Raw genomic sequence first — 22,837 nt, forward strand, 5'->3', positions numbered from 1 at the left:
GTCCTGTGCCTCCGTCGTTTCGTACCGTACGGGGCGACGGAGGAAGGTGATGGCCGTGTCGGAGCTCCTGCTGGGCCCCCTGCTCAGGTTTGTCGACGACTCGTCCGCGACCGTATGGGTCGAGACGAGCCGTCCGTGCACCGCCGAGGTGCGGTGCGCCGAGGGTCCCAAAGGAGAGGCCCGCACATTCCAGGTCGCCGGGCACCACTACGCCCTGGTGGTGCTCACCGGCCTGGAACCGGGCTCGGAGTCGGCGTACGAACTGCTGCTGGACGGCACACCCGTCTGGCCCCTTGCCGACTCGCCGTTCCCGCCCCCGGTCATCCGCACCCTCGACCGGGACAGCGGGGACAGCGTCCGGGTCACCTTCGGCTCCTGCCGCTGGGCCGCCCCGCCCGGGGACGAGAAGGACCCGGTGGGCCCCGACGCCCTCGACACGCTGGCGGCGCGCCTGTCCTCCTCCCCGGACGCCGAGCGGCCCGACGTGCTGCTCCTGCTGGGCGACCAGGTGTACGCGGACGAGACGTCCGAGTCCACCCGTGCCTGGATCGCCTCCCGCCGCAGCCTGGACGAGCCTCCCGGGGAGCAGATCGCGGACTACGAGGAGTACACCCGGCTCTACCACGAGTCGTGGCGGGACCCCGAGATCCGCTGGCTGCTGTCCACGGTCCCGAGCTGCATGATCTTCGACGACCACGACGTCATCGACGACTGGAACACCAGCGCGTCCTGGCTCGCCGACATCCGCGCCACGTCCTGGTGGCGCGAGCGCATCCTGGGCGGCCTGATGTCGTACTGGGTCCATCAGCACCTGGGCAACCTCTCCCCGGCCGAGCTGGACGCCGACCCGGTCTACGCCGCCGTCCGCGCCACCCCCGACGGCACGGACGCCCTGCGGGACCACGCCGCCCGCTCCGACGCCGAGCCGTCCTCCGTCCGCTGGAGCTACCGCCGCGACTTCGGCCGCGTCCGTGTCGTCATGCTCGACTCCCGGGCGGCCCGCGTCCTGGACGAGCAGCACCGCTCGATGCTGGACGAGGGCGAGGAGCGGTGGCTGCGGGAGCAGGTGCTCGACCGGCGCGACGCCTACGACCACCTGCTCATCGGCACCTCCCTGCCCTGGCTGCTCCCCCACCTGATCCACGACGCGGAGACGTGGAACGCGGGCGTGTGCCGGGGCGAGCGCGGGGCCCGCTGGGCGCGCATCGGGGAACAGGTGCGCAGGAAGGCCGACCTGGAGCACTGGGCGGCGTTCCCCGAGTCCTTCGAGGCGCTGCGGCAGCTCATCGCCGAGGCGGGGAGCGGCGAGGACGCCCCGGCGACGGTCCTGGTGCTCTCCGGCGACGTGCACCACGCCTACGTCGCCGAGCCCACGTGGCCCGGCGGCGCGGCCCCGGACGCCCGGGTCCTGCAGCTGACCTGCTCACCGGTCCACAACTCGATCCCGCTGTCGATGCGGATCGGTTTCCGCTTCGGCTGGAGCCGGACGGGGCGTGCCATCGGGCGCCTGCTGTCCCGGCACGGACGTCAGGGCCGGCCGGCGGTGGACTGGCGCCGGACGGGCGGCCCCTGGTTCGGCAACCAGCTGATGACACTGACGCTGCGGGGCCGCGCGGCGCGGCTGCGCCTGGAACAGGCCCGCGCGACCGGCGACACCGCCCGGCTGACCACGGTGGAGGAGTCCCAACTCACCCCGCAATAAGGCCATTCCGCCAGGTTGCCGGGTGCGTTGTCCCGGATGCTCGTGACGCATCCCACACCCGGCCCCGATCATCCCCTCCGGGCTCGGCCACCGCGCCGTACGGCGGCATGATGAGGCGGACCGTCCGCTTCCGGCGGGCGGTCTGCCGCCCTTGCGCCCCCCACGCCCGGGAGTCACCCCCTTGCCCGCAACACCCTCGGAAGCCGCGTCCGCCGCCGTCGCCCTGATCGGCGCGGGACCCCGCGGCACCGGCGTCCTGGAGCGCCTGTGCGCCTCCGCCCCCGAACTGCTGCCACCCGGGAGGCGGTTGACGGTCCATGTGATCGACCCGTCGCCGCCGGGACCCGGCCGGGTCTGGCGGACCACCCAGCCGTCCGAGCTGCTGATGAACACCGTCGCCTCCCAGGTCACCCTGTTCACCGACGAGAGCGTCGAGTGCGCGGGCCCGGTGCGCCCCGGGCCCAGCCTGCACGTCTGGGCCGCCGAGTCCGGCACCGAGGACGAGCTCGGTCCTGACGACTACCCGACCCGCGCCCAGTACGGCCGTTACCTCGCCTGGGTCTTCGCCCGGACGGTCCGCGCGGCCCCGGCCGGCGTCCGCGTCGAGACGCACGCCGCGCACGCCGTCCGCCTCGACGACGGCCCCGACGGCCGCCAGACGGTCACCCTCTCCGACGGCCGCTCCCTGGAGGGCCTGAGCGCGGTGGTCCTCGCCCAGGGCCATCTGCCGGTGCTGGCCGACCCCGGGCAGCGGCAGCTGAGCGCGTACGCGGAACAGCACGGGCTGCGCCACATCCCGCCCGCCAACCCGGCCGACGTCGACCTCGCGCCGCTGTCCCCCGGCGAACCGGTGCTCCTGCGCGGGCTCGGGCTCAACTTCTTCGACCACATGGCCCTGTTGACGACCGGCCGCGGCGGACGCTTCGTCCGGACGTCCCGGGGCCTGCGCTACCTGCCCTCGGGCGACGAGCCCCGCCTGTTCGCGGGCTCCCGGCGCGGCATCCCCCACCAGGCCCGCGGCGACAACGCCAAGGGCCCCTACGGCCGTCACACCCCACTCGTCCTCACCCCGGACGTGATCTCCCGTTTCCGCAAGCGCGCGGACTCCGGCGAGGCGCCGGACTTCCTCACCGAGATATGGCCCCTGGTCGCGAAGGAGGTCGAAACGGTCTACTACGAGGGGCTGTTGAGGCTCCGGGGGGTCACCCCCGGCCGGTCCGGCTTCCGTGACCGTTTCCTGCGCGCGGAGCACGGCGGCCCCCAAGAGGCGGCGCTGCTGGCCGAGTTCGGCATCCCGGCCGCCGACCGCTGGTCCTGGGACCGGCTGTCCCGCCCGTACGCCCGGCAGTCCTTCACGGGCCCCCGCTCCTGGCGCGACTGGCTGCTGGCGCATCTGCGCGAGGACGTCGAGCAGGCCGCCCTCGGCAACGTCGACGGCCCCCTCAAGGCCGCCCTCGACGTGCTGCGCGACCTGCGCAACGAACTGCGGCTCGTCGTGGACCACGGCGGCCTCTCGGGCACGTCGCGCCGGGACCACCTGGACCGCTGGTACACCCCGCTCAACGCCTTCCTGTCCATCGGCCCGCCCCGGCGCCGGATCGAGGAGATGGCCGCGCTGATCGAGGCGGGGGTCCTGACGGTGGTGGGTCCGCGGCTGCGGGTGCGCGGCGAGGACGGCGGGTGGCTCGCCGACTCCCCCGACGTGCCGGACTCGGCCGTGCGGGCGACGACCCTGATCGAGGCGCGGCTGCCGGAACCGGATGTACGGCGGACGGCGGACGAACTCCTCGCCCGGCTGCTGAAGACGGGCGGGTGCCGCCCGCACACCGTCGACGGCTACGAGACCGGAGGGCTGGACGTGACGCCCAGTCCGTACCACCTGATTGACAATCAGGGGCAGCCGCACGCACGGCGGTTCGCCTTCGGTGTGCCCACGGAAGGCGTGCACTGGGTGACCGCCGCCGGTGCCCGTCCAGGGGTGGATTCGGTCACGCTCTCGGACGCCGACGCGGTCGCGCGGGCGGCCCTACGTGCGGCGGCGCCCGGAACGGAGCCCCGGACGGCGGCCGAGCCATGGCCTGATGTTGAACTTGCAAGCATTGATTAGGCACACCTAACCTTGGCTCACTCGGTTCCCCCGAGACCGGTCCGTCCGCGGACCGGCCCCGACCGAAGGAGTCCCCCCACATGTCCGGACGCCTCGACAGCGCCCAGCCCTACGCCATCGGCCTCTTCCGCATCGTCGTCGGCCTGCTCTTCGCCTGCCACGGCGCCGCCTCCCTCTTCGGCGTCCTCGGCGGCGCCATGGGCGGCGGCTCCGTCCCCGCCGGCACCTGGCCGGGCTGGTACGCGGCCGTCATCCAGCTCGTCGGCGGCACCCTGGTGCTCCTCGGCCTCGGCACCCGCGCCGCGGCCTTCGTCTCCTCCGGCTCGATGGCGTACGCCTACTTCGACGTGCACCAGCCGTCGGCCCTGTGGCCCATCCAGAACGGCGGCGAGCTCTCCGTGCTGTTCTGCTGGTCCCTGCTCCTGCTGGTGTTCACCGGCTCCGGCGCCCTCGGCATCGACCGGCTCCTCAGCCGCCGTACGCCCCAGGCCGCCGAGGACGGGGCCACCGCGGACCAGACACCCGTCGCGGCCTGACACCACACCGGCGCCCGTCCCGTCCCGCGGGCGCCCCCCGGCGCGCTCCGAGTCGACCCGGTGTCAGCCGTTCCCGGCCACCCAGCCGAAGGGAACCGTGAAGCACGCCAGCCGCCCGCCGCTCATCCCCGGCTCGTCGTGCACCACCACGGAGGACGCCCCGCCCTTGCGGAACCCCCAGTCGTGCTCGGCCAGCGCCTCCCCCGCTCCCCGCTCGTCGGCCGTGAAGTCCAGCCACACCTCGTTGCCCGCGTTGGCGTAGTGCGGGTCCATCGACGGCTGCACCGGGTCCTCGCGGTGCTGGTAGTGCCCGCCCGCGTCAGCGGGGTCCGCGCCGCAGGGGTTGCGGTGCACGTGGACGCCGTAGGTGTGACCGGGCCGCACGCCCGCCACCCGCAGCCGTACGGCGGTGGCGCCCCGCCCGTCGCGGCGCTGGCCCACCTCGACCCGCGCGCCCGCCGGCACGAGGTCCGTGTCGTAGGTCAGCGCCGCCGAGGACGCGAAGGCACCGGCCGGCGCGAACCGGCCGGCCGTCCGCATCCAGAAGCCGTCCGGCGCCCCCTGCACCCCGACCGGCCCGCTGTGCCCCAGCCCGCCCTGGACCGGCGCGCCGCCCGCCGCGAGGACGGTCGCCGCCAGCACCCCGGCGCATATCGCTGCCACCATCGTCAGTCCCGCTTCCTCGTCGTCACTCCACCGGATTCAGTTCGTCCGTTTCGTTCGTACGGGAAGTCCGTGCTGGACGCCGTACCGGTGGCGCACCCGGGTGAACATGATGTGGCGAACACATGCGCCCCCCGTGGATCTCCTGTCACACCTCCGGCGTACGCTGTATGGCTGTCACAGGCCGCCCTGCCGCTCCTCCCGACGTCGCGGCGTGGTCGTGCCCACGGGGGAGTCCAGGGGAGTGTTCGGTGCTTGAAAGTGTGGGGTCGCTGACCGGCAGCCCATGGATCTACGCCGTCGTGGCCATGTCCGTACTGCTCGACGTCTTCCTGCCCGTGCTCCCCAGCGGGGTCCTGGTCATCGCCGCGGCGACGGCGGCCGCCGCGGGCACCGCGACCGGCGCGGCGGTCCCGCACGACGTGCCCGACATCCTGGCCCTCACCCTCTGCGCCGCCACCGCTTCGGTGCTGGGCGACATGGTGGCGTACCGCCTCGCCTGGCGCGGCGGCGAGCGCCTCGACCGCGCCATCGCCCGCTCCCGCCGCCTGACCAGCGCGCAGGAACGTCTCGGCGGGGCGCTCGCGCGCGGCGGCGGCATCCTGGTCGTGGTCGCCCGCTTCGCCCCGGCGGGCCGCTCGGTCGTCTCCCTGTGCGCGGGCGCCGCCCACCGGCGCGTCCGCGAGTTCCTGCCCTGGTCCATCCTGGCGGGCGTCGCCTGGACCGCGTACAGCGTCGCCCTCGGCTACTACGGCGGCCAGTGGCTGGGCGCCACCTGGCTGGCGACGGCCGTCTCCTTCGGAGCGCTGTTCGCCGCCGGGGCCGGCGCGGGCTTCCTCATGCGCCGGCCGCGGGCGCAGCGCTGAGGGTGGGGGCAGGGCCGGGGGCCTTGCTGTCGGGGTGACGGCGGGACGGTGACTGGGCGCTTCCGGCTCCTGGCTTCCGGCTTCCGGCTTCCGGCTTCCGGCTTCCGAGTCGATATATCGATTGGGCGGTACCGCCTCGTCACCATCGGCGGCGCGTCACGCCATCCCATCACGGCACGCGTCGGGGCGGCCCGGCGCAGGCGGCTGCCGGGCCGGGCCGGTCGGAGGTGGCCCGGCTAGGAGGCTGCCGAGCGGGTCGCCGACTGGCCGCGCACCTCCAGGCCGTCCAGCAACTCGGCCGTCGCCGCGGTGACGGCCTCGACGGCACGGTCGAAGACCTCGCGGTTGTGCGCGGCCGGCGCCCGGAAGCCGGACACCTTGCGGACGTACTGGAGGGCGGCGGCCCGGATGTCCTCCTCGGTCGCCTCCTCGGGGAGTACGGGCGGACGGAGTGTCTTGATGCTGCGGCACATGCGTCCAGTGTCGCGCGTGAGCCCCCGTCCCGGCCCGGGAATAGCCCCCGGTCCCCCGCCGATTGTGCGGAACATGACCACCCGAGCGGTCGCACCTCTTGCCCCCGGCGCGTCCGTACGGCGGTAGCGACTGAGATCATCCACGCCGAGGCGGCCACCGTCACGGGGCCGACCGACGAGAGGACAGAGACGCATGACGAAGAACCAGCCCCCGGAGCAGCACGGCCCCCTGCCGGGCGGGAAGCCGTTGACGGTCGCGGTACTGGGCCCCGGCGGCGTCGGCGGACTGCTGGCGGCGCTCATGGCACGGCCCGGGCACCGCGTGATCTGCCTGGCCGGTGACGAGACGGCGCGGGCGCTGCGCGACGGCGGCATCCAGGTGCGCAGCGGCACGTTCGGCGACTTCACGGCGCCGGTCGAGGCGGACACCGAGCTGCGCGAGCCGGTCGACGCCTGCCTGATCGCCGTCAAGCACACGGCGCTGGACGCGGCGCTGGACCGCGTACCGCCGCACGCCCTGGGCGAGAACGGCCTCGTCGTACCGTTCCTGAACGGTGTCGAGCACCCCGCGGCCCTGCGTGCCCGGTACGGCGACGCCCGGGTGGCGCCGGCCGTCGTCCGCGTGGAGTCGACCCGGGTGGCCCCGGGGGTGATCGAGCACGGCAGTCCCTTCGCGGAGATCGACCTGACCGGGGACGTCGTGCCGCGCGAGCGCCTCGACGCGCTCGCCGGGGCACTCGCGGCGGCCGGACCGGCGGTGCGGGTCCTGGACGACGAGGTCGCGGCGCTGTGGGCGAAGATGTCGTTCCTGGCGCCCTTCGCCCTGCTGACGACGCGGTACGGGCTGCCGCTGGGCGAGGTGCGCACCGGTTACCGCGAGGAGCTGACGGCGCTGGTCGAGGAGACGGCCGCGGTCAGCCGCGCGAGCGGCGCCCCGGCGGACCCGGCACAGGCCCTCGCCCGCTACGACTCCTTCGCGCCCAGCATGCGGTCCTCCATGCAGCGCGACGCGGAGGCGGGCCGCCCGCTGGAACTCGACGCGATCGGCGGGGCGTTGCTGCGCGCGGCCGACCGGCACGGGGTGCCCGTACCGGTGACGGCCCGCCTGGTACGGGAGTTGGCGGACCGGACGCGCTGAGCGGCGTAGGCGGGGTACGGCCCCAGGATCACCGGACGCGCTGAGCGCTGGACGGGCCACGGCCCCCCGCGCTCATCGACTGGCCTGCCAGACGCGGGTCTTGTGGCCTGTCAGACGCGGGTCTTGGCCAGCAGTTCGATGATCTCGGCGGTCGTGCCCGTCTCGCCCAGCCGGGGGAAGATCCGCTCGACGCTGTTGCGGTGGGCGTCGGCGTCGAGGTCCGACATGGCGTCGGTGGTGAGGGTGACGTGGTAGCCGTGTTCGTGCGCCGCCCGGGCGGTGGACTCCACGCCGATGCTGGTCGCGATGCCGGTCAGCACGATCTGCGTGATACCGCGGCGGCGCAGCTGGAGGTCGAGGTCGGTGCCGTGGAAGGCGCCCCAGTTGCGCTTCGTCACGGTGATGTCCTCCGGGTGGCCGGCGAGTTCGTCGACGACGACGTCCCAGCCCTCCGGCACGCGGCCGCCGCGGCGCCCCCGCTCCGTGCGGCCGGGGACGGCGTCCGCTCCGTCGGCGGCCGCCGTGACGCGCACCAGGACCACGGGGAGCCCGTGGGCCCGGAAGGCACCGGCGAGTTCGACGGCCCGGCCCACCACCTCGGCCCCGCCGAGAGGAGCGGTGGGAGCGGCGACGATCCCGTTCTGCAGGTCGATGACGACGAGCGCGGTACGGGGGTCGAGGGTGGTGAGAGTCATGGGGGCCCTTCGGGGGTGGCGTGAGGGGGCAGGGTGCGTGGGGGGGGGAGGAGGAACTCCTGCGGGTGAGGGCTGGAGGGTGGGGAGGCTGACGGTTGTCGCCGGGCATCCCGACCTCCCGAACTCACACGCCTACGGGCTCCGGGGCTTACTAACTCACGGGCTGACAGGCTGACGGGTTCCGGGACTCACTGGACTCACCGACTGAGGGGCTCATGGCCGGGTGAGCCGTTCCACCAGGGCGATCGCCTCGATGACGGTCTGCCGCTCGGCTTCGGTGCAGCGGTCCTGGAACGCCCGGGCCAGCCATTCCTCACGAGCCTGCCGGTTGCCCTCGACGTACTCGCGACCGGCGTCGGTGAGCGTCACCAGCTGGCGCCGCCCGTCCCCGGGGTCGGGATTGCGCGCGATGAGCCCGTGCCGGTCCAGGGCGGCGAGGGTCGCGGCCATCGACTGCGGGCGAACCCCTTCGGCGGCGGCCAGCCCACTGGCCGTGGCGGCTCCGCTCTTGCTCAGCAGGGTCAGCGCGGACACCTGGGAGGGCGTGAGGTCCTGGGTCTCCGCGACCTCGCGGATTCGGCGCCGCAGCCGGCTGAAGACCACGCGAAGATCCTGCGCGGCCCGGGCGGCGGAGTCGGAGATCTCCACGCCTTCGTCGGTCATGCGCCCGCTCCATCGATCATGCGCCCACGCTAAAACCTTCAGGCTGACCTGTCCAGTTCCACCTGACCAGTTCGAACTGCGCAGCCCGGTTACGTAAAGGGGGGGCGAGGTGAACTCGGCGCCTTGGTGGGCCGGTTGGCGTCCGCCGTGGAAGGAGCCGCACCCGGGGTGCTGGGGCCGTGCGATGCGGAGCGACGCCCGAGGCGCCGCGAGCGGTGGCCGGAATCCGACGCCGACCCGTTCGCGTGAAGTCACCGGAGGAACTCGCATCACTAAATCGAACAGGCGTAGCATTGCGGCGTGGCAGCGACCCCCTATGACTTCCCGAGTGACCTCCTGGCCGGCCAGGAGGAGCTGCATCAGGTCCGGGCGGAGCTCCTGGCCCTGCTCAAGCGACTCCCCTGGTCGGTGGAGCCGCTGGACGGCTTCAGCGACGGCCACGGCTGGCGCAAGGTGGAACGCCCCGCGTCCCCCGGCTGGACGCCCGACGAACAGGCCGAGGTGGAGAAGCTCCGCCAACGCGAACGTGAACTGGCCGTCTTCGTGACCTGCCACCGCTTCTGGGACGAGGTCGCGACCGCGGAGAAGGTCGACGCCCGCAGCAGGCTGAAGCACGCCCGGGAGACCCCCGACCCGGACACGAGCCGGCCCTAGGGTCTGTCGTTTGGATCAGGTCGGCCGTGACAGAGGGTTCGTCCCGGTCGGCCCGAGCGGGGTCTGGTGCGTGCAGCTGCAAGGCGGAGGAGGGGGTCGAAGCGGAGCTTCGGCGACCGACGACAACGCCGCAGATGTGCGTGCCAGACCCCGCGACACCGGCCTGATCCAAACGACAGGCCCTAGCCCCGGACCCGCCCCCCCGGAACCCTCCCCCACTCCGCTCCGACGAGCCGGTGGCGGCGTTACCGCAGCTCCAGCACGCCGACCGTCTGGCCGCCGCTCGTCTCCCCGGTGGGACGGAACCCGAGCCCCAGATAGAAACGCTCAGGACCGCTCTCGCCCGGGTGCCAGGTGGTCGTCAGCACAGTGCCGCCGCGACGGCGGATCTCGGCGGACACGGACTCGACGGCGAAGCGCCCGTAGCCCCGGCCCTGCTCGCCGGCGGCGATATTGAGACGCCAGAGGCCGGAGCGGAGGTCGGTGCCGCTGCCGTCGCCCTTCCAGTCGATGTCGAAGAACGCCATGAGGAAGCCGACGGGCCGGTCACCGTCGAGGACGAGGCGGGGCCAGGCGACGCCTGGATACATGTACGCCTCGGCGAGCGACTTCACGACCGGCGCGACGAGGTGCTCCTGGTCCGCCCGGACCCGCAGACCGATCGCGGCGTCGAAGTTGTCCGGGGTGATCTCTGCCAGCCGAGGTGAACGAATCATGCCGGAACCCTAAGAGGGCGAAACGGAGACCGCGCACCCCGGGGGACAGCTTCCGGGCCGTCCCCCGGACGCGAGGACGCGCGGTCCGCCCCGAACTCGGGGGTGAGGCAGCCGTTGTAGAGGCGGCAGCGCCGTCGGCGGTGTCCACCTTGCAGGAGAGGACGTACCCGGATCGATGACGATCTTCGCCGGGTCGTCCCAGTTCAGGACGGCCTCGCGACGCACGATGGCGCGCGCGACCTCGCGGCTTCCCGCCGCGGCGTCCGGTCACCTCGGTGGGGCACCTCAAGCAGAGGTCGGTGGCGTCTTGACGACCGGGTCAGCCTTCGGGGTACCGGTCCCTTGCTCCCATGCCCACTCGTGACGGCAGTCTGCACAGGTGAGGTATGTGGGCAGTGATTCCGAAGTGCTGTGTGTGATGCGGAAGAGCTCGTGCTCGTCGGTCGTGGTGGGGACGAACACGGTGAGGACGCGGTCGGTTGCCGCGCCGCAGTTGGGACACGGGGTGGGCGGATGAGTGCGTGGCCGCATGCGTCACCCCTCGGTCGAGTCATCTCCAAGGTAGCCAACCGGGGCGTGCACCACAGGTGATCGGCTGCGCCGAAGGCTGCGTGCCTGGTCAGGCTGTGCTGAACTTCCGGCCCCAGGCGGTGGCCGTTCGGTGTCGTCGATGGCATCGCTCCAATTGGCTACCCGGAGCCAGGGAACCGATCCCGAGGTCGGTGTCACCCCCGTTTGCCACCGGCAGTCTGTCCATCACTGGTTTCCGACGGCGGGGCGCCTGCCATCGCAATCCCGCAGGTGCGCGCCGTTATTGATGTCAGTCGGTGATGTCAGGCCGCCGGTCGGCCTATGCAGTGACTGCCAACTCCCTTGCACGCTGCCTGGCTTGGGAACGCAATTCCTTGAGGTGCCCATGGAAGGGGTTGTGACGGTTCTGGTCGAGATTCAGTGGCAGGTCGAGCTGTGAGATGAGTACCGACTCCAAGACCCACGGCTCCTCGTGCTCGATCCAACACACTCGGGCGTTCTCCGCCATCCACTGGCTGAGGGCGGCTTCCCCTGCCTTACCGAAGGTCATGCGCTTTCCGCTCCCTACCCGGCGCAGCTCAAGTCCCAGCAAGCAACCGAGGGTGAGCCGAAGCGTCGATCCGGCCGCATTCCCACGGTAGTGATAGCGCACCCGTTTGCGGAGATTCTGCGTGCTGGTCCTGTTCGCCATGTACCGCGGGGCTATGCCGACGTAGAGCAGTCGCCCGGCGCCGAGTTCTGCACAGGGAGCCTGCTCGAAGTGCCATCCGTAGACCCCGGCCGCCGCCGGCACCGGGCTGGGACGCGTCAGGACCTCCTGCGCCGACCACAGCCGATCCGGTTCGGTGAGAGCGGTACGAGCCACGCGGCCTCCAAGGTCGAGAGGGCAGCCGGCGGCAGACTAGCGGCCGGCCACGCATTGCAGACGGCGTCCCGGTCTTGGTCGACGGCCGCCACATCGGGAGAAGCTACAGGTCCTCGAACGCCTCTTCACCGGGCCGCCAGACCATCCAGGAGCGATCCGCAAAGCCATTGAGCATCGCGATCTCGGGACCTTCGCAGGCGGCGGGGTGCAACTGCACGGAGCCGGTCCCGAAGTCGACCTTGACCCCGATGCCGGTCTTCTCATGGGTGGTGGTCACATTCTGCGAGATGAGTGCACGAAGCGCATCAGCCCAGCCGGACTCCGCCGGCGAAATCGCCTTCCCCGACAGCGTGACCGTCGGCAGCACATCGCACGTGAGCAGGGGCATGTCGTCGGTCGGACCATCGAATCGCAATTGGACATAGTCCGTGACGAATCCCACCGAGTACAGCCGAAATCCGACGAGTCGACCAAGCAGGGAGTTCAACTCGTATGCCACGGCGGGGAGTCTAAGCCTTGTCCCCTAAATGATCTCTGAGCTGCCGTATGACGTACCACTTCCGGCTTGCATCTATCAGGTGAGGGCCAGGTTGTGTAGGCGTGCGATGCCGAGCATGGCGTGGTGGACGCCATCGCCTTTCAGGCGGCAGTCGCGAAGGATCTTCCAGCTCTTCATGCGGGCGAAGACGTGCTCGACGCGGGCTCGGACCTTGCGATGGGAAGTGTTGTGCTCCGCTTTCCAGGCTGGGAGTTCGGCCTGGCCTGGTTCGCGGCGGTGTGGGATGACCAGGCCGGTGCCCCGGTAACCGCCGTCCGCGATCACGGTGGTACGGCCGACGGAGGCCCTCGCGCCGGACAGCTCCCATGCCTTACAGTCGTTGCGGTTCCCAGGCACCGGCCGTCCGACCACAACGACCATCCGTGTGTCTGCGTCGATGACGACTTGGTGGTTGGTGGAGTACCTGTAGTTCTTGGACTGCTCAGCGGCGCTGTGGTCGCGGGTGGGCACGAGCGTGCCGTCGACGATGAGCACGGTGCCGGCGCGGAAGCGTTGCCGCTGCTTGAGCGCAAGCAACGGGCCAACGTGGCCGATGATGCGGTCGGCAGCTGACTTGGAGATGCCGAACAGTGGGGCAAGCTGGCGCAGTGTCAGGTTGGTTCGCCAGTACGCGGTGACCAGCAGCACCCGGTCTTCCAGCGGCAGTGACCAGGGGCGCCCCCGGCGAGTCAGCGCAGCACCTTCTCGGCGTAACGTAGCGATCAGCCTGCGGAAGTCGCGCGGTTGCAGCCCACTGAACGGGGCTATCCAATGCGGTTCCGACGCCGTGATCACACCAGCCACGTGAAGAGATCGTTCCACACCTGTGGACCTCGAAAAGCCGCGACTCAGCCGCAGCGGCTTTCCCGTTGTTCCACGGAACCCACCTGTCCCATGCGCTGGATCTCGCGCTCTGCCGCTTCCAGGTGCCCGAGGTCGAGGGCCATCGCGGCACGCCCGGCGACGTAGAAGAGGTCCTGCCGGGACCGGCAGTCCAACCCCGGTTGGCGGCACAAGGCCAGGAACCGCACTTCGAGACTGAGTTCGATGCGGCCCATCTCGTCCCGAATGCCGACTGGGAGTGCGACGTGCCGGAGATCCTTGGCATAGTCACGCGTCTGCCGGTCGGCCTCGTCAGGCCGGGCTTCTACGGGACGATAGGGGTGATCGGCCCACTCCGTGTCAGCCCACCAGACGAGTTCGTCCAGGTGCTCCGAGGCGACCATCAAATCCGGGGGCGAGTCGGACAGGGCCGCGTCAGCGCCGGCAACCAGCTGAGCGAGACGGCGTCGCGCGTCATCGTCCCCCGCCACGCACATCGCGACGAAGCCCGACAACACGTCGAGCCGGCGCGACACCTCCGCCCGCTGCCAGATCTCGTACAGTCCCGCCATCCACCGTTCCCTCTCCGCCGACCACGTCTCCGCGCCCCGAACCCTATGTCGCGCCACCGCCACCCGGTCCAACGGTTTTCTCGGGCTCAGCGAACGAACCTCATGCCGGCTCCGTGCGGCGCACGGTCTCCTCTCACAGCTCGCCTGTCCGCGAGCGCGCGCTGCTTGATCATTGCGGGACAGCCCTTATAGGCAGCGTGGATATCCGGGTGCGCTCGTGGGGGGGCGGACGGCAACTGTGTTCCCGGCCGCCCATGGTCCTAGAGCTGACCTCGCCACCAGGGCACGTCCCGGCCCTCCGCCGGGATCACCTTGGCCCTTGCCAGAATTTTCCCGTCCAGAGCCCACACGTGGCGCGCAACTCACGCGCGCTCTTCCTGGGCAGTGCGTGAAGCACGGCTTCGAGGTACTCGCGGAAGTCGGCGTGCCTCCGACAGCAATACACGCTTCTCTCCCGCCCAGCCGGGCTCCGGGGCCCCCGAGCATGGCAGGACCCCACATAGCGCCGCGTACTCACCACGCGTCCGGCACAGGTCGAGCTGTGCGGCACGGAGATCGTCGACTAAGTCGACATTTCAACCAAACGGAATAGTGCTGCCTGTTCGGCTTCGGGGGCCTGCACCGCGCGGTCACCGCCGCAACGGCCGCCGCCCCGGGCCACTCAGTAGTGCTGGCGACTCAGACTTGAGACCGGAATAGAGTGTTAATAGGCACTAGAAGCGACATCTAGGAGGCCGTCGTGAAGACTCGCTTTGTAGTCGAACCGGACGAGGGCAAGTCGATCTGGCTCGGGGGCATCGGTGTCGACTTCAGGATCTGGGCCGAGGAGACCGGTAACCAGTTCTCGGTCGTCGAGCACCCGATCGAGCCGGGCCGTCTCGTCCCGCCGCATGTGCACAGCCGTGAAGACGAATTCTCATACGTCCTTCAGGGCCAGGTCGGTGCACGGGTTGGCGAACAGGAGGCCACGGCGGGTCCGGGCTCCTACATCCTCAAGCCACGAGGAACCCTGCACACCTTCTGGAACGCCGGACCGGAACCGGCGCGGATCCTGGAAATCCTCTCCCCCGCAGGTTTCGAGCGATTCTTCGACGAGATGGGCACGATCGCCGAGACTGCGGCCGATCCTGCGGAGTTCGTCCAGCGGCGCTCCGAGCTGGCCAAGCAGTATGGTCTCGAGTTCTCGGACGAGTGGGTCGCCGAACTGACCGACAGGTACCGACTCAAGCTCATCGGCGAATAGCGTTTCCCGCACGGTCGGGTACGGATGAGGCATGGACCTCTTCGTTAAGAGGGTGAAGCGGCCCCCGCAAGGACCATCTGGCACGTGAGTGGCACGGCGTCGAGAAGTCGCCCAGAAAGATCAAGGCCCAGGCACCCGGATACACACCGGCTGACCTGGGCCTCGTCCGTGTCCTGAGACTGGTGGGCGCGGACGGTTTCGAACCGCCGACATCCGCCTTGTAAGGGCGGCGCTCTACCGCTGAGCTACGCGCCCAGGACGAGTCGACAGCCTACATTGCCCGAGGGCCTGTCCCGCAAACCCGTATACGGGGCCTGGGCGGGGGTTATCCCCACCCCGGATCCGGGAGTGGGCCGGATCCTCCCGGGGGTCCCGGATCCGTACGGTCGGAGAGCGTCGGAAGAGCGTGTGCCCCAAGGGCCCGGCGCACTTCCGTGTTCTGTTCAGGGGGAGATCCACATGGCCCGTACGGCCCGCACAGCGCCCGCCCGCAGTACCCGCACCATCCGCAGCGCACCGCTCACCCGGGCGGTCCGGGGCGTGGCCGCCTCCGCCGTGGTCGTCGGCCTCTGCGCCGGCGCCGTGGCCTGCGGGGCCGACGCCGGGGACGACGACAAGCCCGAGCACCGCTCCTTCGCCCTGCACGGCCGCACCCTCACCGTCGACTCGGACGACTCCGCCCTGGAACTCGTGGTCGCGGACTCGGGCGAGGCCGACCAGGTCGAGGTCACCCGGTGGTTCAAGGGGAGCGTCGTCATGGGCGGGGAGCCCAAGGTGACCTGGGACATGAAGGACGACCGGCTCGTCCTGCGGATGAAGTGCTCCGGCGTCGTCGCCGACTGCTCCGCCAAGCATCGGATCGAGGTCCCGCGCGGCATCGCCGTCAAGGTCGAGGACGGCGACGGACGTGTGACGGCAAGCGGCTTCGCGGCTCCCCTAGGCATCCGTACGTCCGACGGTTCCGTCCGCGTGACGGACTCCACCGGCCCGCTGGACCTGCACAGCGCCGACGGTTCGATCAGCGCCGTCGGAGTCGGCTCGCGCCGGGTCCGGGCCACGACCGACGACGGCTCCGTGCACCTCGAACTGGGCTCCGTACCGCAGCTCGTGGAGTCCCGCACCGAGGACGGTTCCATCACGATCGCGCTGCCCCGCGAGACGTACCGGGTGACGACGAAGAGCGACGACGGTGCCGTCCACGTGTCCGTGCCCCGCGACGCCGGCAGCACCCACGTCGTGTCCGCCCGCAGCGGGGACGGGAAGGTCACGGTACGAACCGCGAACTGATGACCCCGTGTGTTCGTCTCTATCGGGTGGGAGAATGACACCGGGTAGGGCGGATGACAGCACGGGAGAGGGATGTGACGGCGACACCTTCGCAGCCGTACACGCCGTTTGTGCCAGGTGCGGAGCAGACACGTCGTCGCCCCCCGGTCCCACGGGCCGGCAGCGCCGCCGGAACCGCCCGCGCCGCCCGTGACGCGCTCACGCTCATGGCGCTGCCGCTGCTCGCCGTCCTCGCGCTGCCGGCCGCCTTCGCCGGCGGCGGCACCCGGCGGTGGTTCGGCGGCCGGTCCGAGAGCCAGCGCGCCGAGGCGCAGGCCGCGAAGGACGCCGCCGCGGCCGCCTTCTACGAACTCGACACCGCGCAGCGCGACCTGCGGATCTCGATCGAGACCATCCGGGCCGTGGACGACTCCCCCGCCGCCCGCCGCGCGGTCTCCGACTTCGAGGCGCTGGGCCGGCGCATCGACGAGGCCAGCCACCAGTACATCGAGGCGGTCGACGCCCACGACCTGGACCGGGACGACCTGGAGGCGTCCGTCGCCGCCCAGGCCCGCACCGAGCTGACCGCCGCCAAGGACGAGCTGGGCCGGGTCCGGCAGGAGCTGGACCGCTTCACCCAGGGACTCACGCCCCTGCTGGGCAAGGCCGAGACGCAGCTGGCCCGGCTCGCCCCGTCCGTCGAGCGTGCCCGCCAGTCCCTGCTCGCCGCCTCGAACGCCCTCGACGCCGTACGGAGCTCGAAGCTGCGGGCCGACGACCTCGCCGCCCGGCTCGCCGCCCTCGGCCCCGAGCTGACCAGGCTCAACCAGGGCGCCGGACAGCACGGCGTGGCGGAGACGCTGGAGCGCGCCGAGCGGGTCGCCCGCGAGGCCGAGGCCGTACGGGCCGAGGCGCAGCGGCTGCCCGAGCGGGCCGCGGAGATCGACCACCGGCTGGTGTCGCTGCGCACCCGCGCCGAGGCGCTGACGACCCGGTCGGGGCAGGTCGAACCGGTGCTCAGCGAGCTGCGGCGGCGGTTCACCGTCGCCTGCTGGCAGGACCTGCAGCACGTGCCGGAGCTGGCCGCGGAGAACGTACGGCAGGCCGAGCTGAAGCTGAAGGAGGCGCAGGCGGCGCGCGACGACCAGCGCTGGCCGGACGCGACCTCGCTGCTGTCCACGGCGCGGGCCCTGCTGAACCACACCGACGAGGCCGTCTCGGCGGCAGGTGACCGGCTCCAGCGGCTGAACGCGGTGGCGAAGGACCCGCAGCACGAGATCGACCGCACCCGTTTCGCGATCCGTGACGCGCAGCGCCTCGCCATGACGGGCCGCAGCACCCCTGACCCGCGGCACGCCCGTCCGCTGGACGACTCGGTGGCCCGGCTGGACCGCGCCGTCGCCGCGCTGGAGGGCCGCCACCCCGACTACTGGCACTTCCTGATGGAGACCGAGGCGGTACGGCGGACGGTGGCCGATGTGGTCGGGCTGATCCGTGAGCAGCGCGGCGGCGGGGCCTGATCACCGGTCCGCGAAGCCGACAGGGCCGACAGGGGACGTCACGGTCCGTTTTCCCGTGCGGGCGCTGGGGTCCGGGGCCCGCCGCCGGTGACCGGTGCGGCCTGATGTTGCCGGTCGGGGGCCATCGGGCGGATCCTGAGGGGTACGTACACCTCCGCTGGTGGCAGAGGGAGGCGAACATGGCCACACACGTACTTCACCAGGGCTCGAAGCGTCGTATCCGGTTCGACGAGCATCTTCCGGTCGACCACCGCCTCAGCAAGTTCTACCGGGTCGGCGCCGGACTGATGGGCCTCGTCCTGCTGGCGTTCGGCATCCTGGGCCTGATCGACAAGGTCGGGTTCTTCGACACGCACGGGGACACCGTCGCCGGCCTGAGCACGAACGGCGCGCTCAGCGTCCTGTCGATCTGCGTCGGCGTGCTGCTCTTCGTCGGCATGGTGATCGGCGGGAACTTCGCCTCCACGGTCAACATGGTCGTCGGCGTCCTCTTCATCCTGAGCGGCTTCGTGAACCTGGCGCTGCTCGACACCGACGACAACTTCCTCGCCTTCCGCATCCCGAACGTGCTGTTCAGCTTCGTGGTCGGCGTGATGCTGATGTTCTTCGGCATGTACGGGAGGGTCGGCTCGGCCCTGCCGCACGACAATCCGTACTGGCGTTCCCGCCATCCCGACCAGGCGGAGAACGAAGAGCGGGTGCGCGCCAGGATCAAGGCGGCCGAGCAGGCGAAGAGCATCCAGCGGGTCAGCCCGTCCGGCGACGTGCAACGGCACGGGCCGGGTTCCGGTTCCGGCTCACACTCCGGCTGAGGGCTCCAGGGGGCGCCCTCCCCTGGCAGGTGGCGCCCGCCCCCCGGGCGCGCCTCCCCGTGGCGGGCCGCGCCCGTTAGCCTGTGCGCATGCCTCGCTACGAGTACCGCTGCCGGACCTGCGGCGACACCTTCGAGATGAGCCGTCCGATGGCGGAGTCCTCCGCCCCCGCGGCCTGTCCCTCCGGTCACGACGACACCGTGAAGCTCCTGTCGACCGTCGCGGTCGGCGGTTCCTCCTCGGCCCCCGCGCCGACGCCCCGCGCGGGCGGCGGTGGCGGGGGCGGCTGCTGCGGCGGGGGTTGCTGCGGCTGAGTGACGCGAGGGGACGGCGACTCCTGCGTTCCCGTCCCCTCTGCCCGTCCACGCTCCTCGCCTCCCCGCCGCAGCAGCCGCAGCCGCAGCCGCAGCCGCCGGGCCCCTCCCCGTCTCCTCAGGCTCCCTTCAGCTTCGCTTCCCTAGCGTGGCCCCATGACAGCCATCGCAGCGGCGACCACGGCGGCCGGGCCCGCTCAGGGCGGCGCGCCCCAGTGGGTCAGTGATCTCATGGCCACGCTCGGCGCCCCCGGCGCGGGCCTCGCCATCGCGCTGGAGAACCTGTTCCCGCCCCTGCCGAGCGAGGTGATCCTGCCGCTCGCCGGTTTCGCGGCGAGCAGCGGCCGGATGGGCCTGCCGGCCGTGCTGGTGTGGACGACGCTGGGCTCGGTGATCGGCGCGCTCGCCCTGTACGGCGTCGGGGCGCTGCTCGGCCGTGACCGCACGGTGGCGCTGGCGGCACGGCTGCCGCTGGTGAAGGCGAGCGACGTCGAGAAGACGGAGGCGTGGTTCCTGCGGCACGGGACGAAGGCGGTGTTCTTCGGGCGGATGATCCCCGTCTTCCGCAGTCTGGTCTCCGTGCCCGCGGGCGTGGAGCGCATGCCGCTGCCGGTGTTCCTGGGGCTGACCACGCTCGGCAGCGCGATCTGGAACACCGCCTTCGTGCTCGCGGGCTATCTGCTGGGCGACAACTGGACGGCCGTCACGGGTGTCGTCTCCGCGTACTCGAAGGCGGTGCTGGCGCTCGCCGTGCTCGCGGTGCTGGTCTTCGTCGGGGTGCGGGTGCTCAGGCCCGGTGGGGGCGGTCGCAGGCGGCGAGGAACTCCCGCAGGATCCGCTCCCCCGCGGCGACCCCGAGTTCCGGAAGAGCGGTGACCGCGGGGGCGGTCCAGCCGGCCTCGGCGAGTTCGCCGTGGCCGGGACGCCAGCCCCGGTCGGCGGCGAGCAGCAGGTCGGCGTCGAGGAGCGAGTCCCCGGCGGCGAGGGTGAGGTCGGCGCCGGTGCGGCGGGCGACCTCCCGTACGGCCGCGCTCTTGGTGAGCGGCTTGGGGACGGCGTAGATCTTGCGGCCCTGGAGGGAGACGGTCCAGCCGCGGTTCTCGGCCCAGACGGCGAGTTCCTTCACCCAGTCCTCGGGCAGCAGCGCGCGCTCGACGACGAGGTAGACGAAGAGGTCCTCGGCGACGCGGTGCTTGCGGACCCAGAGCGGGTCGGACGTGGCGGCCATGTGCTCGCGCACCTCGTCGAGGGAGGCGCACTCGTCGGCGAGGCGGGCGGTCACCCGCGCGTGCCAGTCGCGGTCGGAGACGCCGTCGACGAGCAGGTGTCCGCCGTTGGCGCAGATCGCGTACTTCGGGGCGGGGCCGGGGAGGCTGATGCGCTGGTACTGCTTGCGGGTGCGGGTGGTGGTGGGGACGAAGTCCGCGGTGGTGCCGAGTTCGGTGAGGAGTCCGGCGGCGGTCTCGGTCATGTACGACAGCGGCTTGCTCTCGTGGACCTCGACGCAGAGCAGCCGGGGGGCGTCCGCGTCGGGCATGGCGAGGGCCAGCGCGGCCGAGGAGTAGATGAGCGTGCGGTCGAGGTCGCTGGCGACGAGCACCCGGGGCGTGGTCATCAGGCCGTCACCGCCTTGCCGTCGGCACCGGTGGCGCCCTTGGTGAACTTGGGGTGGATCAGTCCCACGCAGGTGTAGGGGAGGTCGGCGACCTCCTCGACGGGGACGCCGCGCTGTTCGGCGAGCAGGCGTACGTGGTCGAGGTCGGCGCCCGCTCCGGCGCGGGCGAGGATCTTCCAGGGGACGCGGCGCAGCAGGACGCGGGTGGTCTCGCCGACGCCGGGCTTGACGAGGTTGACGTCGTGGATGGCGTACTCCTCGCTGATCCGCTCGACGGCCGCCCAGCCCTCCCAGGTGGGGGCGCGGTCGGCGGACAGCAGGTCCTTGACGCGGGCGTCGACCGCGTCGGTGACGTCGGGGAAGTGCGCGGCGACGGCGTCGAGGAAGTCGGCGGAGACGTCGGATCCGGCGAGTTCGCGGTAGAACTTGGCGCCGTGGTAGTCGTGTTCGCCGACCAGGTCGGCGCGCAGGACGGTGCGGGAGATCAGGCCCGAGACGGTCGAGTTGAGGCAGGCGGAGGGGATGAGGAAGTCCTCGCGGGTGCCGTAGGTGCGTACGCAGGAGCCGGGGTCGGCGAGTACGGCGATCTCGGGGTCGAAGCCGGTGATGCCGTCCTGGGCCTCGAACTCCTCGACGGCCTGGGCGAGTTCGCGGGTGATGGCGCCCTTGCCGGTCCAGCCGTCGACGAAGACGACGTCGGCGGGGTCGTGGTGGGCGGCCAGCCAGCGCAGGGCGTTGGCGTCGATGCCCCGGCCGCGCACGATGGAGACGGCGTAGTGCGGGAGGTCCAGGCCGTGGCGGTGCCGGGCCCAGCGGCGCATGAGGACGCCGACGGGGGTGCCGGCGCGGGCGAGGGAGACGAGGACGGGTCTGGGTGAGCGTTCGGCGAGCACCAGCTCGGTGACGGCTCCGACGGCCTCGGCGATGCGGGCGGCGGAGGTGCCGAGCGCGGCGTGGAACAGCTCCTGGTACTGCTCGCTCGGCTGGTACTCCACGGGCAGCGACTCGGCGTAGTGGGCGCCGCCGCTCTGGATCGCCTCCTCGCGCTCCTCGGTCGGGGCTTCCAGGCGGACGTCCGAGAGGTCCTGGAGCAGCCAGCCGACCTCGTCGGGCGCGTACGAGGAGAAGGCGGGGCCGCGGAGGGGCTCGGGGAGCATGGAGGGCCTTTCGGTGGCGGTCGGCCGGGGGGCCGCGTGCGGCGGGTCTCCGGGGCCGGGCGCCTGCGACGGGACGTGGGAGGGGACGACGGCGAGCAGGACGGCCGGGGTGTGGGCGGCGAGCTGGGCGAGCAGACCGTCGGGGGCGTGCAGCATGGGGGTGTCGGCCGTGGAGTCGACGACCGCGACGACGGCGTCGAATCCGGCACCGGCGACGTTGTAGGCGTAGCGCGGTCCTGGCCCGTCGTCCGGGTCGTCGTGGGCGGGGAAGACGATGCGGCTGCGGATGGCGTAGCCGGGGTCGTCCACGGCGAGGACGGGTGAGCGGGTGGTGGTGGAGTACCGCACCTCGGCGTCCACGGCCTGTTCCAGCTCGGTCGCCAGCCGCAGCGGCGCGTACATCAGTTCCTCGAAGCCGAGGACGAGAACGCGGCGCGCTCCTTCGGGCAGGGCGTCGGCGAGCCGGGCGGCCATGGCGGGCAGCGCGGTCTCCAGCCGTATTCGGTCCTCGGGGGTGAATCCGTGCCGCCCGCCGTCGGGCACGCCGTCCGGCCAGCCGAGCGCGACGCGGCCGACGGTGCCCGCGCGCCCCGGTGCGGGGCGGCCGGGCGGGTCGGTCTCGTGGGCGGCGACCAGCGCCTGCCCCTTCTCCAGGACGCCGTCGGGCAGGGCCACCGTGCCGGAGGCCGTGGTGACCAGGTCGACGCGGGCGCCGATCTCGCGGGCGAAGGCGTCCAGGCGCCCGAGGTCGGCGGCGGAGCGCATGTCGACCAGGGCCACGACGACGTACCGCTCGCGCGGGTAGCGCTCGTGCAGGGCGCGGATGGTGTTCAGGACGGTGTTGCCGGTGGAGAACTCGTCGTCGACGAGGACCAGCGGGCCGGAGCCGGCGAGCAGGCCGGGGTCCTCGGGGAGCAGCAGGTGGGAGGTGGCGTGGGAGTGGGACTCCTCGAAGCCGCCCGCCTGGGCGACGCCCGGGACGGCGCGGCGGGTGGAGTGGAGGTAGGGGGCGAGGCCGATGCCGTCGGCGACGCAGTGCCCGAGGCCGGTGGCGGTCTCCGCGTAGCCGAGGACCACGGCGGTGTCCGCCTGGTCGCCCAGCAGGTCGCGGACGCGCCGGCCGAGGGCGAAGCCGTGGCCGTGGACCACGGAGGGCGACTGCGGGACGTGCTTGCCGAGCACGTTGGACACGAGGAGGTGCGCCCGCTTGGGGTTGCGCCGCAGCGCGAGCCCCAGGAGGTCGTGCAGCTTCTCATCACCGACGAGTTCGACCCCGAGCCGCCGCGCGACCCAGGTTCCCGTCCACACCACGTTGTTCATCGATTCCTTGCTGGGTCGGTCGGCCGGCGGGCCGGTCGGTCCGGGCCGG

Annotated in this window: 23 protein-coding genes and 1 tRNA gene; 12 read left to right on the plus strand and 12 right to left on the minus strand. The window is 72.0% G+C overall.

Annotated features, from left to right (window positions below):
* Window positions 1-55 precede the first annotated feature (55 nt).
* From ACFYQQ_RS05575 to ACFYQQ_RS05585, 3 genes are all read left to right on the plus strand, one after another.
* Window positions 56-1,702, plus strand: a complete 1,647-nt coding sequence (locus tag ACFYQQ_RS05575) for an alkaline phosphatase D family protein (RefSeq protein ID WP_356168260.1) — start codon at window positions 56-58, stop codon at window positions 1,700-1,702.
* A 181-nt stretch (window positions 1,703-1,883) separates the two neighbouring features.
* Window positions 1,884-3,809 carry an FAD/NAD(P)-binding protein gene (locus tag ACFYQQ_RS05580; protein ID WP_388903612.1) on the plus strand — a complete coding sequence of 642 codons (1,926 nt, stop codon included), beginning with the start codon at window positions 1,884-1,886 and terminating at the stop codon, window positions 3,807-3,809.
* An 80-nt stretch (window positions 3,810-3,889) separates the two neighbouring features.
* Complete coding sequence (locus tag ACFYQQ_RS05585) at window positions 3,890-4,345, plus strand: DoxX family protein (protein WP_355793723.1); 456 nt, start codon at window positions 3,890-3,892, stop codon at window positions 4,343-4,345.
* 63 nt (window positions 4,346-4,408) lie between these two features.
* On the opposite strand, the gene ACFYQQ_RS05590 is transcribed toward ACFYQQ_RS05585, so the two are convergent.
* A complete protein-coding gene (locus tag ACFYQQ_RS05590; RefSeq protein ID WP_355793721.1) occupies window positions 4,409-5,011 on the minus strand; it encodes a superoxide dismutase family protein in 603 nt (200 codons plus the stop codon).
* Window positions 5,012-5,259: 248 nt separating this feature from the next.
* Here ACFYQQ_RS05590 and ACFYQQ_RS05595 point away from each other — a divergent pair, with 248 nt between their 5' ends.
* Complete coding sequence (locus tag ACFYQQ_RS05595; RefSeq protein WP_388903616.1) at window positions 5,260-5,874, plus strand: DedA family protein; 615 nt, start codon at window positions 5,260-5,262, stop codon at window positions 5,872-5,874.
* 236 nt (window positions 5,875-6,110) lie between these two features.
* On the opposite strand, the gene ACFYQQ_RS05600 is transcribed toward ACFYQQ_RS05595, so the two are convergent.
* Window positions 6,111-6,347 (minus strand): DUF2277 domain-containing protein, encoded by a 237-nt coding sequence (locus tag ACFYQQ_RS05600; RefSeq protein WP_355796246.1) that lies wholly within the window; start codon window positions 6,345-6,347, stop codon window positions 6,111-6,113.
* Window positions 6,348-6,540: 193 nt separating this feature from the next.
* Between ACFYQQ_RS05600 and ACFYQQ_RS05605 the strand changes: the two genes are divergently transcribed.
* Window positions 6,541-7,485: a ketopantoate reductase family protein gene (locus ACFYQQ_RS05605; RefSeq protein WP_388903618.1), complete on the plus strand. Its 945-nt coding sequence runs from the start codon at window positions 6,541-6,543 to the stop codon at window positions 7,483-7,485.
* 110 nt (window positions 7,486-7,595) lie between these two features.
* Here the strand turns inward: ACFYQQ_RS05605 and ACFYQQ_RS05610 are convergent, their stop codons facing one another.
* The gene (locus ACFYQQ_RS05610; RefSeq protein WP_355783248.1) at window positions 7,596-8,180 is read right to left on the minus strand and encodes a hydrolase; all 585 of its coding nucleotides are present in this window, start codon (window positions 8,178-8,180) and stop codon (window positions 7,596-7,598) included.
* 213 nt (window positions 8,181-8,393) lie between these two features.
* Complete coding sequence (locus ACFYQQ_RS05615) at window positions 8,394-8,843, minus strand: MarR family transcriptional regulator (protein WP_355783251.1); 450 nt, start codon at window positions 8,841-8,843, stop codon at window positions 8,394-8,396.
* Window positions 8,844-9,143: 300 nt separating this feature from the next.
* On the opposite strand from ACFYQQ_RS05615, the gene ACFYQQ_RS05620 reads away from it, so the two are divergent.
* A complete protein-coding gene (locus ACFYQQ_RS05620) occupies window positions 9,144-9,497 on the plus strand; it encodes a hypothetical protein (protein ID WP_355783253.1) in 354 nt (117 codons plus the stop codon).
* A gap of 245 nt (window positions 9,498-9,742) precedes the next feature.
* Here the strand turns inward: ACFYQQ_RS05620 and ACFYQQ_RS05625 are convergent, their stop codons facing one another.
* The 5 genes from ACFYQQ_RS05625 to ACFYQQ_RS05645 form a co-directional block, all read right to left on the minus strand.
* On the minus strand, window positions 9,743-10,213 hold the full coding sequence (locus ACFYQQ_RS05625) for a GNAT family N-acetyltransferase (protein ID WP_355783685.1): 471 nt from the start codon (window positions 10,211-10,213) through the stop codon (window positions 9,743-9,745).
* An 850-nt stretch (window positions 10,214-11,063) separates the two neighbouring features.
* On the minus strand, window positions 11,064-11,609 hold the full coding sequence (locus ACFYQQ_RS05630) for a GIY-YIG nuclease family protein (protein WP_355783682.1): 546 nt from the start codon (window positions 11,607-11,609) through the stop codon (window positions 11,064-11,066).
* A gap of 103 nt (window positions 11,610-11,712) precedes the next feature.
* Entirely contained in the window at window positions 11,713-12,108 is a 396-nt protein-coding gene (locus ACFYQQ_RS05635; protein WP_355783679.1) for a hypothetical protein, read from the minus strand.
* A gap of 75 nt (window positions 12,109-12,183) precedes the next feature.
* Window positions 12,184-12,951: a transposase gene (locus tag ACFYQQ_RS05640; RefSeq protein WP_355783676.1), complete on the minus strand. Its 768-nt coding sequence runs from the start codon at window positions 12,949-12,951 to the stop codon at window positions 12,184-12,186.
* Window positions 12,952-12,995: 44 nt separating this feature from the next.
* On the minus strand, window positions 12,996-13,541 hold the full coding sequence (locus ACFYQQ_RS05645) for a hypothetical protein (RefSeq protein WP_355783673.1): 546 nt from the start codon (window positions 13,539-13,541) through the stop codon (window positions 12,996-12,998).
* A 739-nt stretch (window positions 13,542-14,280) separates the two neighbouring features.
* Between ACFYQQ_RS05645 and ACFYQQ_RS05650 the strand changes: the two genes are divergently transcribed.
* Window positions 14,281-14,784 carry a cupin domain-containing protein gene (locus ACFYQQ_RS05650; protein ID WP_355783670.1) on the plus strand — a complete coding sequence of 168 codons (504 nt, stop codon included), beginning with the start codon at window positions 14,281-14,283 and terminating at the stop codon, window positions 14,782-14,784.
* A gap of 180 nt (window positions 14,785-14,964) precedes the next feature.
* Here the strand turns inward: ACFYQQ_RS05650 and ACFYQQ_RS05655 are convergent.
* A tRNA-Val gene (locus ACFYQQ_RS05655) sits at window positions 14,965-15,039 on the minus strand.
* 204 nt (window positions 15,040-15,243) lie between these two features.
* Here ACFYQQ_RS05655 and ACFYQQ_RS05660 point away from each other — a divergent pair.
* From ACFYQQ_RS05660 to ACFYQQ_RS05680, 5 genes are all read left to right on the plus strand, one after another.
* Entirely contained in the window at window positions 15,244-16,071 is an 828-nt protein-coding gene (locus tag ACFYQQ_RS05660) for a DUF4097 family beta strand repeat-containing protein (protein ID WP_355783667.1), read from the plus strand.
* Between the two features lie 74 nt (window positions 16,072-16,145).
* A complete protein-coding gene (locus ACFYQQ_RS05665; RefSeq protein ID WP_355783664.1) occupies window positions 16,146-17,570 on the plus strand; it encodes a hypothetical protein in 1,425 nt (474 codons plus the stop codon).
* Window positions 17,571-17,749: 179 nt separating this feature from the next.
* Window positions 17,750-18,382 (plus strand): DUF4383 domain-containing protein, encoded by a 633-nt coding sequence (locus ACFYQQ_RS05670; RefSeq protein ID WP_355783661.1) that lies wholly within the window; start codon window positions 17,750-17,752, stop codon window positions 18,380-18,382.
* Between the two features lie 89 nt (window positions 18,383-18,471).
* Complete coding sequence (locus ACFYQQ_RS05675) at window positions 18,472-18,696, plus strand: zinc ribbon domain-containing protein (RefSeq protein ID WP_355783659.1); 225 nt, start codon at window positions 18,472-18,474, stop codon at window positions 18,694-18,696.
* Between the two features lie 156 nt (window positions 18,697-18,852).
* The gene (locus ACFYQQ_RS05680) at window positions 18,853-19,572 is read left to right on the plus strand and encodes a DedA family protein (RefSeq protein WP_356241741.1); all 720 of its coding nucleotides are present in this window, start codon (window positions 18,853-18,855) and stop codon (window positions 19,570-19,572) included.
* Here the strand turns inward: ACFYQQ_RS05680 and ACFYQQ_RS05685 are convergent.
* Window positions 19,484-20,311 carry an HAD family hydrolase gene (locus tag ACFYQQ_RS05685; protein ID WP_355793589.1) on the minus strand — a complete coding sequence of 276 codons (828 nt, stop codon included), beginning with the start codon at window positions 20,309-20,311 and terminating at the stop codon, window positions 19,484-19,486. The two genes, ACFYQQ_RS05680 and ACFYQQ_RS05685, sit on opposite strands and share 89 nt — an antisense overlap.
* On the minus strand, window positions 20,311-22,788 hold the full coding sequence (locus tag ACFYQQ_RS05690) for a phosphoribosyltransferase (RefSeq protein WP_356241738.1): 2,478 nt from the start codon (window positions 22,786-22,788) through the stop codon (window positions 20,311-20,313). Before ACFYQQ_RS05690 ends, ACFYQQ_RS05685 begins: the two co-directional genes overlap by 1 nt.
* Window positions 22,789-22,837 lie beyond the last annotated feature (49 nt).

Origin of the sequence: Streptomyces sp. NPDC005496 (assembly GCF_042872045.1) — a bacterium.
Classification (GTDB): domain Bacteria; phylum Actinomycetota; class Actinomycetes; order Streptomycetales; family Streptomycetaceae; genus Streptomyces.